Genomic DNA, 15,636 nt, shown 5'->3' on the forward strand with positions numbered 1-15,636 from the left:
CGGCGGGGCTGCGCATCTGATCGACCTGCTGCGGGAGCTCCGCCCGCTCGGCTGATCAGCGCAGGGTGGCGAGATAGGCAAGGACCGCGGCGCGCTGGGCCGGGTTGCTCAGCGCGACCATCATGCTCGTGCCCGGCACCAGCTGGCGCGGAGCCTGCAGGAAGCGGTCGAGCGTCGCCTCATCCCAGGTGAGGCCGGAACCGCGCAGCGCTTCGGTGATGCGCGCGCCTTCCAGCCGCCCGGCCTGGCGGCCGGTGACCCCGGCAAGGCTCGGCCCGATGCGGTTGATGCCGGTTTCGGTGGCGTGGCAGCTCGCGCAGCGCTGCTGGAACAGCCGCCGCCCTTCCGCCGCCGCTTCCTGGGCCGAGGCCCCCGTGGCGCAGCCGAGCGCCAGCAACGCCGCCAGCGCGGCCTTCTTCATCGACATGGGTGTTGATCTCCGGAAGAACGGGCCCGGCGGGCTACCCGCCGGGCCGGGGCATCAGCCCGCCAGCTGGTTGCGGATCGGCAGGGTACGGATGCGCTTGCCGATGGCCGCGAAGATGGCGTTGGTCAGGGCAGGGGCCACGACCGGCACGCCGGGTTCGCCCACGCCGCCCATCGGCTCGTCCCAGCTGCCGGCCGGGATGATGTGCGCATGGATCTCACGCGGGGCGGTATCCATGCGGGCCAGCTCATAGGTGTCGAAATTCACCTGCTCGGTCGCGCCGTCGGCGAAGCTGATCTCACCCAGCATCGCCAGGCCGATGCCCTGCACGACGGCCCCTTCCAGCTGCGAGCGGACACGTTCGGGGTTCACCACCGGCCCGCAGTCAATCGCGATGTCCACCCGCGGGATGGACAGGTTGCCGCGCGCGTCCACACTCACCTCCACCGCGGCGGCGGTGTAGCTGGCGAAGGAGCGCAGGGCCGCGATGCCCAGGCCGCTGCGCGCGGGCATCGCCCGGCCCCAGCGCGCCTCGGCGGCCACCTTCTCGATCACGCCGCGCAGCCGTGCGGTGTCATGCGTGTAGAGGGCCGGGTCCTCGCCGTAGTTCCAGCGGTCGGCCAGCGTGCCGGGGTCGATACGCCGGTCCGGGCCGATCAGTTCCAGCAGGTAGTCCTTGGGGTCGCGGCCTGCTGCATGCGCCATTTCCGCGATGAAGGACTGCACGGCGAAGGCGTGCGGAATGTTGGCCACCGAACGGAACCAGCCGATGCGCGTGTGCGCCTTCGCCGCCGGGTTTTCCACCCGGTAGTTCGGGATGGCCAGCGGCAGGCCGGTCGCGCTCATCGCCAGTTCGAACGGGCCCTGATGCTCGGATGTCGGCACGAAGGTGGAGGTGATGCTGGGCCCCACCGTGCGATGCCGCAGCGCCTGTGGCTTGCCGTCCGCGCCCAGCGCCGCCTCCAGCCGGTCCAGCGAGACCATGTGCAGGTAGCCGTTGCGCAGATCGTCCTCGCGCGTCCAGGTCACTTTTACCGGGCGGCCATCCATGGCGCGGGACAGGATGGCGGCTTCCACCACGAAATCGGGCTTGGACTTGCGCCCGAAGCCGCCGCCGAGCAGCGTGACGTTCACCGTCACCTTGTCCAGCGGCAGACCCAGGCGGTCCGCGACATTCTTCCTGGTGGCCTCGGGCGCCTGGACGCTGGCCCAGACCTCGGCGGCATCGGCCGTGACCCGGGCTGTCGCGACCGGGGGTTCCATCGGTGCCTGGGAGAGGTGGGGCACATAGTACTCGGCCTCGACCCTGCGTGTGGCGGCGGCCAGGACGGCGGGGGCGTCACCGTCATCGCGCACCACCTGGCCGGGGCTGCGGGCCGCGGCCTCCAGCTCGGCGCGATAGGCCGTGGAGTTGTAGGCGCCATGAGGGCCGGCGTCCCATTCCACCACCAGGGCCTCGCGCCCCTTCAGGGCGGCCCAGGTGTTCTCCGCGACGATGGCGATGCCGCCCAGCGGCTGGAAGGGGGCGTGCTGTGCCGGCGCCTCGATGGGCACGACCCGCAGCACGCCGGGGATGGCGGCAGCAGCGGCGGCGTCGAAACGCCTGACCTTGCCGCCCAGCACGGGTGGGCGGGCGATGACGGCATGGAGCATGCCGTCCATCCGGGTATCGATGCCGTAGCCGGCGCGCCCGGTGGTGATGGCGCGGTTGTCGACCAACCCCGCCTCGCCCTTGCCGAGATAGCGGAAAGCGGCAGGGTCCTTCAGGCGCAGCGTCGCGCGATCGGGGACGGGCAGGGCGGACGCCGCCTCCGCCAGGTCACCGAAGCCCAGGCTGCGGCCGGATGCGCGATGGACCACCGTGTGGTTGGTGGCAGCGACCTCGGCCACCGGCACGCGCCACCGCTCGGCGGCGGCGGTTTCCAGCATCTGCCGGACAGCGGCACCGACGCGGCGCATGGACAGGAAGCCCTGGCGGGTGGAACGCGATCCGTCGGTGTCCTGATTGCCGAAGCGCGCCTCATCGCCCGGTGCCTGGCCGACGGCGACGCGCGCCCAATCGGCCTCCATTTCCTCGGCGACGATCAGCGGCATGCCGGTGCGCACGCCCTGGCCCATTTCGGAGCGGTGGCAGAGGATGGTCACCGTGCCGTCGCGCGCCAGCGCCACGAACAGGTTCGGGGCATCGCGCAGGCCGCCCGGCATGGCGGCGCCGCCGAAGGCGCGCTGCTGGGCCGAGGCGCCGCCCGCCGCCAGCACCAGGCTGCCCGCGCCCAGGCCCATCAGCAGGGCGCGGCGCGACAGGTTCATCACGCCGCCGCGCGGCGAGGGGAGGATGGCATTCATCGGGCAGCCTCCTGCAGGCGCGCGGCCTGGTGAATGGCGGCCCGGATGCGCGTGTAGGTGCCGCAGCGGCAGATGTTGCCCGTCATCTGGTCGTCGATCTGGTCATCGGTGGGGTTGGGCATGTCCTTCAGCAGGGCCGCGGCCTGCATCATCTGCCCGGTCTGGCAGTAGCCGCACTGGGCCACGTTCAGCTCCCGCCAGGCGACCTGCACCGGATGATTGCCGTCGGGTGAAAGGCCCTCGATGGTGGTGACGCTGCTGCCCTCGGCGGCGGCCACCGGTGTCTGGCACGACCGCACGGCGGCGCCGTCCAGGTGCACGGTACAGGCACCGCAGAGCGCCTGGCCGCAACCGAACTTCGTGCCCGTCAGGCCCTGGATGTCCCGCAGGTACCAGAGCAACGGCATGTCTGGGTCGCCCGAGAACTCATGCTCGGTCCCGTTGACCGTCAGCTTGACCATGGTGATGCCCCCTGTCGCATGGCTGGCGCCGGCCCCCGGCAGGGCGCGGCGCAGAGCCGTTGGATATTGCCTTGGAGGCAACAATGTGAACGTGCCGCCGGCAGAACGGCATGTTGAACGGAATTCAACAATCCGCCTCGCCGATCAGTGGGCGCGACCAGGCGGGCGGCGTTACAGAATGGGAACGACAAATGCCCGGAGACGATCAACGGGGCCTGCAACCGCATGCTGAAGGGGGATGTGAAGTATCGCTTCGTGATCGACGGCGCCTCCCTCGGGGCGGCCTGATGCCGGATTGATGCACCCAGTTGATCGGCTCATCCCCGATAGGCCGGCTAGTCGCAGCGGTACGGCTTGATCCCTGCAGCAAACCATCGTGGCGGCCGACGCGGCCCCTACCGGCTGCTGGTCGGGCTGCCGGTGACAGCCGATCTGCATGAGAATAATGAAACGTCGTTGTGTTTTGTTTCGAACTCTGGAAGCCTGAGGTTTCCGGAGGAAACAAGGTCATGAGTCACAACAGCCGCAACGTCCTGATCACGGCCGCAACCCTGGCGCCCGCCGCGGCCGCCTTGCTGGAACAGGCAGGCTATCGTGTCATCTGCACTGCCAACTACCCGCCGGAAGCTGAACTGATCGAGGCCGTGCGGCAATATCGCCCCGTCGCCATCCTGCACCGCCACGGCAGCATCACCCCGGCGGTGATGGACGCGGCGCTGCCCGAACTGCGTGTCCTGGCGCGGCACGGCGCGGGGCTGGACGGTATCGACCTGGAGGCGGCCCGGCAGCGTGGGCTGACCGTCACCCGCGCGGCCGGCGCCAACTCGCGCTCGGTGGCCGAGCACACCATGGCGATGATGCTGCCGCTGCTGAAGGACCTGCCCTCGGTCATTGAGGGCATGCGCGAGGGCCGGTGGGAAAAGACCTCGCGCTTCACGCCGGATATCGAGGGCAAGCGCATCGGCATCGTGGGCTATGGCGCCATCGGCTCCAAGGTGGCGCGCTATGCCGAGGCCTTCGGCATGCGGGTCTTTGCCTATGACCCGCATCTGCCGGCTGGCGCGCTGCCGGGCCCCGGCACCCGGCTGGACAGCCTGGCGGAGCTGCTGCGGGAGGCGGAGGTGCTGTCCGTGCATTGCCCGCTCTCGGCAGAGACGCTCGGCATGATCGATGCGGCGGGGCTTGCGCTGATGCCCGCCGGCGGCATCCTGGTGGTCACGGCGCGCGGCGGCATCGTGGATGAGGATGCGCTGCTGGCGGCGCTCGATTCCGGGCACCTGGCCTGGGCCGGGCTGGATGTCTTCGCCAAGGAGCCGCTCGGCCCCGATCACCCGTTCCGCCACCATCCGCGCGTGATCCCGACGCCGCATCTGGCGGCCAATACGCCCAATGGCGCGCTCGGCATGTCCACCGGCGCGGCCGAGAGCATCGTGGCCGTGCTGGACGGGCGCGCCCCCGCGCTGGCCGGCGCCGTGGTCACGGCCGGCGGCAGCCCGATCACCGCCTGAGGAGGAAACAGCCTTGATAAAGATCACCCGCCGCGCCGCCATGCTCGGCACCCTGGCCACGCCTGCCCTCGCGCAGGAAAGCTGGCCCGCCCGCACCGTGCGCGTCATCGTGCCTTGGGCCCCGGGCGGCACCGCCGACATCGTGGCGCGGCTGATCTTCACCAGCCTGTCCAACAGGCTGGGCAAGCCCTTCGTGGTCGAGAACCGCTCGGGCGCCGGCGGCACGGTGGGCGCGGCGGCGGTGGCCCAGGCGGCGCCCGACGGCTACACCATCCTGCATGACGGCACCGGCATCTCGATCACGCCCGCGCTGTTCCCCCAGCTGACCTATGACCCGCGCCGTGACTTCCTGCCGGTATTCCGGCCCATCACCGTGCCGCAGCTGGTCCTGGTGAACCCGTCGCTGCCGGCGCGCGACATCGCCTCCTTCATCGCCCTGGCGAAGAACACGCCCAACCGGCTGGACGCGGCCTCGGCCGGCAGCGGGTCGTTGCAGCACCTGGTGATGGAGCTGTTCGCCCAGCGTGCCGGCGTGCAGTTCAACCATGTGCCCTATCGCGGCGGCGCGCCGGCGGTGAACGACCTGATCTCGGGCCAGGTGCAGGTGTTCTTCGGCAATGTGAACGTCTCGGCGCCCTTCGTGCGCGACGGCGCGCTGCGGGCGCTGGCCCATACCGGCAGCGGGCGGCTTACCTCGCTGCCCGATGTGCCGCCGCTGTCGGAGACGCTGCCCGGTTTCGAGACCTCGGAATGGAACGGCGTGTTCCTGCCGAAGGGCACGCCCGCGCCGATCGTGACCGCGCTGAACCGCGCGCTGAATGAGGCGATCCAGGACCCCGAGGTGGCCGCCCGGCTGCGCGCCGGCGACCTGCAGGCCACGCCCAACACGCCCGAGGAATTCGCCGCCTTCTTCGAGGCGCAGAGCAGCCTGTGGCAGGGCTTCGTGCGTGAACACAACATCAGGCTGGGTTGAACCGGATGAGCACCGCGAAGGGCCCGCACCTGGCGGTCCGCGAGGAATGGCTGGCGCTGCGCCGGGAACCGATCCTGGAACCCGGAATGCCCATCATCGATTGCCACCACCACCTGTGGGACCGGCCGGGGTCGCGCTACCTGCTCGATGACCTGCTGGCCGATACGGGCACTGGGCATAACATCGTCGCCACCGTCTATGTCCAGGCGCGCGGCATGCTGCGGGCCGAGGGGCCGGTGGAGGAACGCTCCCTCGGCGAGACGGAATTCGCCAATGGGGTCGCGGCCTGCAGCGCCAGCGGCATCTATGGCCCGACGCGGGTGAATGCCGGGATCGTGGCCATGGTGGACCTGATGCTGGGCGAGGCCGCCGCGCCGTTGCTGGACCGCCACCTGCGCGTGGCGGGGGACAGGCTGCGCGGCATCCGCAACACCACCGCCTGGCATCCGTCGAAGGAGATCGTCTCCAACCCGATCCCACCCCCGCCGGGCATGCTGGCTTCGGCCGCCTTCCTGAAGGGGGCCGCGCAGTTGGCCCCGCGCGGGCTGTCGCTGGATATCTGGGCCTATCACACCCAGCTTGAGGACGTGCTGGCCCTGGCGCGCGCGTTGCCGGAACTGCAGATCATCCTGAACCATGCGGGCGGTCCCTTGGGGGCCGGCCCCTATGCCGGCAAGCGGGCCGAGGTGATGGCCGAATGGCGCGCGGGCATGGAGAAGCTGGCGGCCCTGCCCAATATCGCGGTGAAGCTCGGCGGGATGGGCATGGCGGTGAACGGCTTCGGCTTTGAGGACGGCGATGTGCCGCCCGGCTCCGAGCAGATCGCCGCGGCCTTCGCCCCCTATATGCTGGCCTGCATCGAGATGTTCGGCGCCGCGCGCTGCATGTTCGAGAGCAATTTCCCGGTGGACAAGGGCAGCTACGGCTATGCCGTGCTGTGGAACGGCTTCAAGCGCCTGACCGAGGGGCTGCCGGACGAGGACCGCCTCAACCTGTTCGCCGGCACCGCCGCACGGGTCTATCGCCTGCCGGCCGGTGTTGCGTTAATCGGAACGTCATGAGCGCGTCCATTCGCCGCAAGCCGAATCTCGAAGGTGTCGCCGCCGCGGGCCGCGCCCTGACCATCCTCTCTGCCTTCCGCAAGGGTGACGACACGGTCAGCCTGTCGGAGCTGGCCGAGCGCACCGGCATCGTCAAAAGCACGATCATGCGCCTGGCCCTGACGCTGGAGGGGCACGGCTTCCTGATCGGGCAGCCGAACGGGTCCTACCGGCTGGGGGCGGAGCTGCTGCGGCTGGGCTCTCTGTACCAGGACAGCTTCCGGCTGGACGTCCTGCTCATGCCCAGGCTTGAGATGCTGGCCCAGCGCACCGGCGAGAGCGCCTCCTTCTTCATCGAGGAGGGCGGCATGCGGCGTTGCCTGTTCCGGGTGGACTCCCCCCAGGCGCTGCGGGTGCATGTTCGCCAGGGCGACAGCCTGCCGCTCGACAACTCGGCCATCGCGCGGGTGCTGAAGCAGTTCGGCCCGCAGGGCGTGCCCGGCCAGGAGAGGACGATCCCCATCTATTCCGCCGGCGCCACGGACCCGCATCTGGCGGGGCTCGCCGTGCCGGTCTTCGGGCCGGGCGAGCGCTTCCGCGGCTCCCTGAGCATCACCGGGCCGCTGACGCGCCTGACGCAGCAGGCCGCCCAGGCGGCGTCGGGGCTGCTGGTGGCCACGGCGGTCGAGCTGTCCACCGCGCTGGGTGGCAAGGTGCCGGCCGCCATGGCCGATGCCGTGAAAAACGAAACGACGTTGCGTTAGGCGTCTGCCCGGCCTAGGCTGACCCCAACGAATTTGGGAAACGCCGACCATGGATCTCACCCGCCGGGCCCTGGGTCCCTTGCTGCTCTCTCCCGTCCTCGCCAGCGCGCAGCCAGCCTGGCCCAGCCGCGCCGTGCGCGTCATCGTGCCCTGGGCGCCGGGCGGCGGGGTGGACATCGTGGCGCGGCTGATCTCGACGCGGCTTTCCGAGACGCTGGGCCAGCCCTTCACGGTGGAGAACCGGACCGGCGGGGGCGGCATCGTGGGCTTCCAGGAGGCGGCGCGCGCGGCCCCTGACGGCGCGACGCTGCTGGCCATCGACAACAGCTACACCATGCTGCCGCACACCACCGCCAACCTGCCCTGGGACGTGGCCCATGCCTTCCGCCCGGTGGCGCTGGCGGCCTCAGGCCCCTTCATGCTGGTGGTGAAGGCCGATTCCCGCTTCCGCACCCTGCGTGACCTGATCGACGCCGCGAAGCAGGGCAATGAGGCCGTGAGCTTCGGCACCGGCGGCAGCGGCAGCTCCCCGCACTTCATGACGGAGGCCTTCCAGCAGGCGGCCGGCGTGAAGATGCTGCATGTGCCCTTCCGCGGCGGCGCCCAGGCCATGCTGGCCGTGGTGGCGGGGCAGGTGGATTGCTCGATGGCCACCATCTCGGCCGCCGGGTCCAGCATCGCGGGCGGGCAGCTGCGGGCGCTGGCCATCGGCGCGCAGGCGCGATCCCCGCTGATGCCCGCCGTGCCGACCTTTATCGAGGCCGGGCTGGCGGGCGTGGTCGGCGGCATCTGGGCGGGCTTCGCCTTTCCGGCCGGCACGCCCGAACCCATCCTGGCGAAGCTGGAGGGTGCCGTGCAGGCCATCCTGCGGGAGGAGGGCACGCTGCGCCGCCTGGCGGAGCAGGGGCTTGAGCCCGGCGGGCAGGGGCGCGAGGATTTCGCCAATCTCATCGCGCAGGATACGCAGCGCTGGGGCCGGGTGGCCGCGGCAGCGCATTTCGAGCGCCAGTAAGGAACCGCGCGCATGGCATCCCAACCCGCAGCATCAGGCGACCTTTCACGCTGGCAGGCCAATGCGCCGCCGGTGCGCTACCCCGACCCTGACGTGATCGTGCTGGACCCGCGGTTCCAGGCGCTGATCACGCCGCTGGCCGCCATCGAGCGCATCGCCACGGGCTTCCGCTTCACTGAGGGGCCGGTCTATTTCGGCGACACCCGCAGCCTGCTGTTCACCGACATCCCGAACGACGCGCTGCTGCGCTGGGACGAGGTGACGGGGCAGGTGGCGCCCCTGCGCCAGCCCTGCGGCAACATCGACGGCAATACCCGCGACCGGCAGGGAAGGCTGATCAGTGCCGAGCTCGGCAGCCGCACCCTGACGCGCACGGAATACGACGGCACGGTCACGGTGCTGGCCTCTCACTTCGAGGGCACGCGGCTGACGGGCGCGAATGACGTGGTGGTGAAGTCCGACGGCAGCATCTGGTTCAGCGACAATGGCGCGGGCATCCGCGGCCATTACCTGGGCGACAAGGCGCCGAAGGAGCTGCCTTACCGCGTGTATCGCCTGGACCCCGAAACCCGCGCGCTGACCATCGCGATCGACGACATGGAGCGGCCGAACGGGCTGTGCTTCTCGCCTGACGAATCGCTGCTTTACGTCGTGGACACGCCCTCAGGCGATCGGCTGACGCGGGTGTACGACATGGTGGAGGGCATGCCGCGCAACGGCCGGCTGTTCTTCGACGGCGCGGGCCATGCGGACGGCATCCGCTGCGACACGGAAGGCAATGTCTGGGCCGGATTCTCGGGCGGGCCCGGCCAGGACGGCGTGGCCTGCTTCGCGCCCGACGGCACGCTGATCGGGCGCATCCTGCTGCCGGAACGCTGCGCCAACCTGTGCTTCGGCGGGCGCAAGCGCAACCGGCTGTTCATGACCGCGAGCCAGTCGGTCTATGCGCTGTATGTGGAGGCGCAGGGGGCGGTGGGCGGCTAGGTCGAGCCCTGCGGCCCCGATATCTTTTGCGGGCAGCTGAGGTGAGTCGTTGAACCCGGAATTAATGCGGGGCGTGCGCCAACGTGCAGTCGGACCTGAGCCGATCTGATCAGGTGAGTCACCCCCGCTCCTGCGCGATAGGACCAGCTATGTCGAACCCTCTTTGGTCGCTTGGGGAAGATGTCGCCAGACCCATGGCCTGGTCTCCTGGTCTCGCTCCTGCCAGGTCGTTATCTCAGCCAGGCGCTTTCGTGTCTGCGCCAACTCGTCCAACCCTTCCAATAACGCTTCCCGGCGTAACGGCGGGATATCGAAGGGGTATGACGTCCCTCCGGGTGAGATCACCATTCGGTTGATCAGATCGACCGTGAATGGAGCGCCTTGCACCGCCTGTCGCGCCAGTTCTTCCACCGTCCTGGCAGACAACGTGACGGGTAGCATGCCGTTCTGATAGCAATTGCCCTGAAATATGTCGCCGAATCCCTCGGCGATCACGCAGCGCAGCCCTACTCCCCTCAGCGCCCAGACCGCACCCTCCCGCGATGAGCCACAACCAAAGTTCGCACCGGCGATCAGGATGGGCGCGCCCCGGAACGCCGGGCGATTGAGGATGAAATCCGGGTTCTCGGCGCCATCCGCGCCATAGCGCAGTGGCTCGAACGCGAACTGCCCCATCGTCTCCCTGGCCGTACCGGTCAAGCGATGGATGGGGATGATCACGTCGGTGTCGATATTGGGCTGCATCAGCGGAGCGGCCGCGCCGGTCACGGTGGTGAAGGGTGTCATGCGCCCAGCCTCCGCACGTCAGTGAGGGTACCGGTCACCGCCGCGGCCGCCGCCATGGCGGGGCCCATCAGATGGGTGCGCGCACCCGGCCCCTGCCGGCCGACGAAATTGCGGTTGGAGGTGGATGCACAGCGCGCCCCCTCCGGCACGCGCTCTCCATTGGCCGCGACGCACAGGCTGCACCCCGGTTCGCGCCACTCGAAACCGGCGCCGAGGAACACAGCATCCAGCCCCTCGGCCTCCGCCTGGCGCTTGACTGCCTCGGAGCCCGGCACGATCCAGGCACGGACACCCGGTGCCACCTTGCGGCCGCGCGCAACGGCCGCTGCCTCGCGCAGGTCCCCGATGCGGGAATTGGTGCAGGAGCCGATGAAGACCCAGTCGACCGGGGTGCCGGCGATGGGCCGGCCGGCGTCGAGCCCCATATAGTCCAGCGCCTTGCCCCAGGCCGCGCGCCGGTCGGCATCGGGCGCCTGCTCGGGGGCGGGAATGGCGGCGTCGATGGCGATGGTGTGCTCTGGGCTGGTGCCCCAGCTGACGGTGGGCGCCACAGCAGATGCGTCTATCACCACCTCCCGGTCGAACACCGCATCCTCGTCGCTGACCAGGTCGCGCCATGCGGCGACGGCCCGCTCGAACATCTCGCCCTGGGGCGCATAGGGACGGCCGGCAATATAGGCGAAGGTCGTCTCGTCTGGCGCCACGAAGCCCATCTTGGCGCCCAGCTCGATGGCCATGTTGCAGATGGTCATCCGGCCTTCGACCGGTAGAGCGCGGATCGCTTCGCCCGCAAATTCCACCGCGTGGCCGGTGCCGCCATCGGCGCCGATCCTGCCCACCAGATGCAGTACCAGGTCCTTGGGCGACACGCCCGGGCCCGGCCGCCCCTCGAAACGCACCCGCATGGCGCGCGGCTTGCGCTGGCGCAGCACCTGGGTGGCCAGCACATGCACCAGTTCCGTGGAGCCAATGCCGAAGGCGAGCGCGCCGAGGCCGCCATTGGTGCAGGTGTGGCTGTCGCCGCAGACCAGGGTGGTGCCCGGCAGGGTGATGCCCATCTCCGGCCCCATCACATGCACGATGCCCTGGCCGATCTGGCCCAGGTCAAAGAAGTCGATGCCGTTGCGTGCCGCGCCGTCGCGCAGGCCGGACCACAGTTTCTCGCCGGGGCCATAGCTGTCGCCGCGCCGGCCGGGCGCGGTGGACACGGCATGGTCCGGCGTGGCGAAGGCGAGTTTCGGGGCGGCGGCGGCCAAGCCCCGAGAGCGCATCTCCTCCATGGCGCGCCAGCCAGACAGATCGTGCAGCAGCACCCGGTCGACATGCAGCAGCCACCAGCCATCGCCGAGATCGGCGATCACATGCGGGTCCCACAGCTTGTCCAGCAGCGTGGCCATTACTTCGCATCCTCGGGATCGCGGAAGCGGGTGCGCAGCGCGTCCCACTCATCGGCACCCCAGCGGCGGAAGCGTTCCCGCACCGAGGGCGCGCCGGCCGAGGAAGGCGGCTGGTCTGTCTCCCGCACCACGCGAAGGGTCTCGTCGCACACCTGCATGATCGCGCTCAGCAGCAGGCTGGGCATGATGGTCAGGCGGTAGCCCATGGCTTCCGCGTCGGCCAGGGACATATCCGGCGTTTTGCCGCCGCGCACCATGTTCAGCAGGCAGGGGCCGCGCACCTGGCGGGGGATGGCGGCCACCTCCTCCATGCTGCGGGCGGCCTCGACGAAGGCCATGTCGGCGCCGGCCTCCAGCGCCAGGTTGGCCCGCGCGATGGCTTCCTCCATGCCCATCACCGCGCCGGCATCGGTGCGGGCGATGATGAGAAAATCCGGGTCCCGTCGCGCGGCGACAGCGGCGCGGATCTTGGCCACGTACTCCTCGCGCGGGATGATCTCCTTGTCGTCCAGGTGCCCGCATTTCTTCGGGAAGCCCTGGTCCTCCAGGTGCAGGCCGGCGATGCCGGCGCGCTCATATTCCTGCACCGTGCGGGTCACGTTCAGCTCATTGCCGTAACCGGTATCGGCATCCGCGATCACCGGCACATCGACCGAGCGCGCGATCAGCGCGCCGTTGGCGGCCATCTCGCTCATCGTCAGCAGCCCGTAATCAGGGTAGCCGAGCGAGGCGGAGGTGCCGGCCCCGGTCATGTAGACGGCCGGAAACCCAGCCTGGGCCGCCAGCTTGGCGGTGATGCCGTCATACACGCCGGGCGCGCGCACCATGGTGGGTGCGGCCAGCAGCGCGCGCAGCTTGGATGTCTGGGTCACGAGACGCTCTCCGTGGGTCGCAGATAGGCATGGTCGGGCGAGGCGCCGCCGACCGGGCGGCCGGCCACCGCGCCGCCATCGACGGACAGGATGGTGCCGGTGATGAAGCGGGCCTCGTCACTGGCGAGGTAGCGGACCGCATGGCCCACATCCCAGCCATTGCCCTCGGTGGTCAGCAGCGAACGGGCGCGACGCAGCGCGCGCTTCTCGGCAGACATGCCGTTGGCGGAGACCATGGGCGTGTAGACCATGCCGGGGGCTACGCAGTTCACGCGGATCCCCTCCGGCCCGTGGTGCGCCGCCATGGCGCGGGTCATGCCCACCACCGCGCCCTTGGAGGCAGGGTAGAGCAGGCTGGGGTGCCCGCCCATCAGCCCGGCCACGGAGGCGATGTTCACGATCGCCCCGCGCCCCAGCTCGCGCATCGGCGGGATGGCATGGCGGGCCATCAGCATCATGGCCGTGACATTCACGCGCATCGCCTGGTCCCAGCCTTCGAGGTCCAGATCCACGGCACTTCCCGGCGGACCGCCCACGCCCACATTGTTCACCAGGATATCGACGCGCCCCCAGCGCGACAGCGTGGCCGCCACGACGTCACGGCACGAGGCATCCCGGGTGACATCGCATTCCAGCACCGCGGCCTGGCCGCCCTCGGCCTCGATCATGCGGCGCGTGGCCTCGGCCCAATCCGCCTGGCTGTCGATCAGGCCGACGCGCGCCCCGGCGCGGGCCAGCAGGATGGCGGCGGCGCGGCCATTGCCGATGCCGGGCCCGCGCGAGCCCGCGCCGGTCACGAGCGCGACACGGCCGGCCAGGCTGGCCTCGGCCGCTTTCGGTTCGGTGTCCATCGCCTCAATCCGCCGTCACATTGGCCGCGCGGGCGGCCTCGCCCCACTGCGCCAGCTCGCTGCGGACGAAATCCGCGAACTGCTCGGTCGAGAGCGGGCGCGGCTCGCTGCCGCCGGCGCGCACGGTGTTCAGCACCATCTCCAGCCGCCCGGCAGCCTGCATCTGGGCGTTGATCGCCTCCACGACAGCAGGCGGGGTGGCCGCGGGGGCGAATAGCGCGCTCCAGGTCACGACCTGGAAGCCGGGGAAACCCTGCTCCGCCACGGTGGGCACCTCGGGCATGCCGGCGAAGCGCTCCAGGCTGGATACCGCCAGCGGACGGACATGCCCGTCGCGGATCTGCGGCGTCAGCAGCGTGCCGGCGTCGATCATCAGCTGCACCTCACCCGACAGCAGCGCGGTGAGCGCGGCGGGAGAGCCGCGATAGGGAATGTGCAGCAGCTCCATGCCCGTGCGGGCTGCCAGCATCTCCATCGCCAGATGCGCGGTGATGCCCGTGCCGCCGGAACCGAAGGAGACCCGGCCGGGCCGCGCCTTGGCATAGGCCACCAGCTCCGGCAGGTTCGTGACCGGCAGGGCCTTGTTGGCCACCAGGTACAGCCGGCTGGCCGCCCCCAGCGCCACCGGCGCGAAGTCCCGCATCGTGTCATAGGGCAGGCGGCGGTAGATGGCGGGGTTGATCGTCATCTGGCCGCTGGTGCCGAACAGCAGGGTGTGGCCATCGGCCTCGGCGGTCTTCACCGCCTCAGCGCCGATGATGCCGTTGGCGCCGGAGCGGTTGTCCACCACCACCGGTTGGCCCCAGGCCTGTTGCAGGGCGGCGGCATAGGCGCGCGCGGTCACGTCCACCGTCTGTCCGGGCGGATAGCCCACGACGATGCGCACGGCGCGCTGCGGAAAGGCGGGCTGGGCGCGCAGCGCGGGCGCGGCCAGCAGGGAACAGGCGATCAGGGCGCGGCGCTGCATCACAGTGCCTCCTCAAGCGTATGGGGCGCCATGACGGAGGCCGGCACATAGGCCGTGCCCTGCATCAGGCGGCGGGCGGTGCGGCGGAAGGCCAGCCGCTCGAAGGCGACGTTGTCCGGGGCGATGCCGGGGGCGGCGCGCACCACCACCTCCATCACGCCGAGCGGATGGCCGATGCGCAGCGTGTCCGCGTTGCGGTGGCGTGTGGCGGCATGCACCGTGGTGCCCGGGATGCGGGACATGGCGGCGGTGCACATGCTGCCGGTGCCGGCCATGCTCTCATGGCACTTGTTGTAGAAAATCAGCCGGGCCTGGAGGTCCATCGCCTCGGCCGCCACGGGGCGGGACTGGCTGTCGGTGTAGGGCGCGGGCGGGGCGACCAGCACCATCAGCGGCAAGGCGGGCGATTGTGCCTCCGCCTCCCGCCAGTCGGTCGCCAGGCCGATCATCGCAGCCGCCTTGCCGCGCAGTTCGCGCAGCGTGGCGATCAGCGCCGCATCGGCATCGATGGTGGTGGGAAGCTCGCTGCCGGTCAGGCCCAGATCGGCAGCCGCCACGAAGACGCAGGGGTTGGCCACGTCGCCGATGCTGGCGCGGATGCGCCGCCCGTCCTCCAGCGCGATCTCGTCCCGCACTTGGCCCGTCGGCAGGGGGCGCCCGGTCTTGGCACCGGTGGTGGCGCGGTAGTCGAGCAGGATCTCGGCCCCCGTGCCGGGCGCGCCGGGGATCGCCAGATCGCCCTCCACCACCGCGCGCCCGTCGCGCACCGGCACATGCGCGATCAGAATCTTGCCGGTGTTGGTGTTGAAGATGCGGACCTGGGTGATGCCGTCCCGCGCCTCGACCATGCCTTCATCAATCGCGAAGGGGCCGACGCCGGCGGAGATGTTGCCGCAATTGCTGGTGAAGACGACGAGCCCGCGCCCGGGCGGGACAATGCCATAGGTATAGTCGATATCGGCATCCGGCCGGGCGGAGGGCGACACGATCGCCAGCTTGGCCGTCACCAGCCGCGAACCGCCGAGCCCATCGATCTGCAGCAGGTCCTCGCTGCCCACCAGCGCCTTCAGCAGCGCGTCACGGGCGGCGCCCGGCGGCGGCAGATCCTGGCCGCGGAAGTACAGCCCCTTGCTGGTGCCGCCGCGCATCAGGGTGCAGCGCACGGCGTGCTGCGGGTGTTGTCCCGGCATGATCGTTTCCTCGCTCTTCTACCGGGACCATAGACCTGTTATGATGAGTCACGCAACC

Annotated in this window: 15 protein-coding genes; 6 read left to right on the forward strand and 9 right to left on the reverse strand. The window is 70.3% G+C overall.

What is annotated here, in order from left to right; translation table 11 throughout:
* Positions 1-55: 55 nt before the first annotated feature.
* From EOD42_RS20830 to EOD42_RS20840, 3 genes are read right to left on the reverse strand one after another with little or no spacing between them, the layout of a single operon-like run.
* A complete protein-coding gene (locus EOD42_RS20830) occupies positions 56-427 on the reverse strand; it encodes a c-type cytochrome (RefSeq protein ID WP_164868052.1) in 372 nt (123 codons plus the stop codon).
* A gap of 54 nt (positions 428-481) precedes the next feature.
* On the reverse strand, positions 482-2,773 hold the full coding sequence (locus tag EOD42_RS20835) for a xanthine dehydrogenase family protein molybdopterin-binding subunit (protein ID WP_127789513.1): 2,292 nt from the start codon (positions 2,771-2,773) through the stop codon (positions 482-484).
* Entirely contained in the window at positions 2,770-3,234 is a 465-nt protein-coding gene (locus EOD42_RS20840; RefSeq protein ID WP_127789514.1) for a (2Fe-2S)-binding protein, read from the reverse strand. Before EOD42_RS20840 ends, EOD42_RS20835 begins: the two co-directional genes overlap by 4 nt.
* 509 nt (positions 3,235-3,743) lie before the next feature.
* Here EOD42_RS20840 and EOD42_RS20845 point away from each other — a divergent pair.
* Genes EOD42_RS20845 through EOD42_RS20870 form a run of 6 tightly spaced genes read left to right on the forward strand, consistent with a single transcriptional unit; the run spans position 3,744 to position 9,515 of the window.
* Positions 3,744-4,742: a hydroxyacid dehydrogenase gene (locus tag EOD42_RS20845; protein WP_127789515.1), complete on the forward strand. Its 999-nt coding sequence runs from the start codon at positions 3,744-3,746 to the stop codon at positions 4,740-4,742.
* A 13-nt stretch (positions 4,743-4,755) separates the two neighbouring features.
* On the forward strand, positions 4,756-5,715 hold the full coding sequence (locus EOD42_RS20850) for a Bug family tripartite tricarboxylate transporter substrate binding protein (RefSeq protein WP_164868053.1): 960 nt from the start codon (positions 4,756-4,758) through the stop codon (positions 5,713-5,715).
* Between the two features lie 5 nt (positions 5,716-5,720).
* Positions 5,721-6,776: an amidohydrolase family protein gene (locus tag EOD42_RS20855; RefSeq protein WP_127789517.1), complete on the forward strand. Its 1,056-nt coding sequence runs from the start codon at positions 5,721-5,723 to the stop codon at positions 6,774-6,776.
* The gene (locus tag EOD42_RS20860; RefSeq protein ID WP_127789518.1) at positions 6,773-7,519 is read left to right on the forward strand and encodes an IclR family transcriptional regulator; all 747 of its coding nucleotides are present in this window, start codon (positions 6,773-6,775) and stop codon (positions 7,517-7,519) included. Before EOD42_RS20855 ends, EOD42_RS20860 begins: the two co-directional genes overlap by 4 nt.
* Positions 7,520-7,568: 49 nt before the next feature.
* Positions 7,569-8,531 (forward strand): Bug family tripartite tricarboxylate transporter substrate binding protein, encoded by a 963-nt coding sequence (locus EOD42_RS20865; RefSeq protein WP_127789519.1) that lies wholly within the window; start codon positions 7,569-7,571, stop codon positions 8,529-8,531.
* Positions 8,532-8,543: 12 nt separating this feature from the next.
* Positions 8,544-9,515, forward strand: coding sequence for an SMP-30/gluconolactonase/LRE family protein (locus tag EOD42_RS20870; protein WP_127789520.1), 972 nt, complete (start codon positions 8,544-8,546; stop codon positions 9,513-9,515).
* A gap of 147 nt (positions 9,516-9,662) precedes the next feature.
* On the opposite strand, the gene leuD is transcribed toward EOD42_RS20870, so the two are convergent.
* The 6 genes from leuD to EOD42_RS20900 are packed head-to-tail and all read right to left on the reverse strand — an operon-like array spanning position 9,663 to position 15,578.
* Entirely contained in the window at positions 9,663-10,301 is a 639-nt protein-coding gene (gene leuD, locus EOD42_RS20875; RefSeq protein WP_127789521.1) for a 3-isopropylmalate dehydratase small subunit, read from the reverse strand.
* Positions 10,298-11,698 carry a 3-isopropylmalate dehydratase large subunit gene (gene leuC / locus EOD42_RS20880; protein WP_127789522.1) on the reverse strand — a complete coding sequence of 467 codons (1,401 nt, stop codon included), beginning with the start codon at positions 11,696-11,698 and terminating at the stop codon, positions 10,298-10,300. The genes leuD and leuC overlap by 4 nt, the downstream gene beginning before the upstream one ends.
* A complete protein-coding gene (locus tag EOD42_RS20885) occupies positions 11,698-12,570 on the reverse strand; it encodes an isocitrate lyase/PEP mutase family protein (protein ID WP_127789523.1) in 873 nt (290 codons plus the stop codon). The genes leuC and EOD42_RS20885 overlap by 1 nt, the downstream gene beginning before the upstream one ends.
* A complete protein-coding gene (locus tag EOD42_RS20890) occupies positions 12,567-13,421 on the reverse strand; it encodes an SDR family NAD(P)-dependent oxidoreductase (protein WP_127789524.1) in 855 nt (284 codons plus the stop codon). The genes EOD42_RS20885 and EOD42_RS20890 overlap by 4 nt, the downstream gene beginning before the upstream one ends.
* Before the next feature lie 4 nt (positions 13,422-13,425).
* Positions 13,426-14,388 (reverse strand): Bug family tripartite tricarboxylate transporter substrate binding protein, encoded by a 963-nt coding sequence (locus tag EOD42_RS20895; RefSeq protein ID WP_127789525.1) that lies wholly within the window; start codon positions 14,386-14,388, stop codon positions 13,426-13,428.
* The gene (locus tag EOD42_RS20900) at positions 14,388-15,578 is read right to left on the reverse strand and encodes a 2-methylaconitate cis-trans isomerase PrpF family protein (protein WP_127789526.1); all 1,191 of its coding nucleotides are present in this window, start codon (positions 15,576-15,578) and stop codon (positions 14,388-14,390) included. Before EOD42_RS20900 ends, EOD42_RS20895 begins: the two co-directional genes overlap by 1 nt.
* Between the last annotated feature and the right edge of the window lie 58 nt (positions 15,579-15,636).

It is taken from the genome of Rhodovarius crocodyli (genome assembly GCF_004005855.1).
In the GTDB taxonomy this organism is placed as follows: Bacteria; Pseudomonadota; Alphaproteobacteria; order Acetobacterales; family Acetobacteraceae; genus Rhodovarius; species Rhodovarius crocodyli.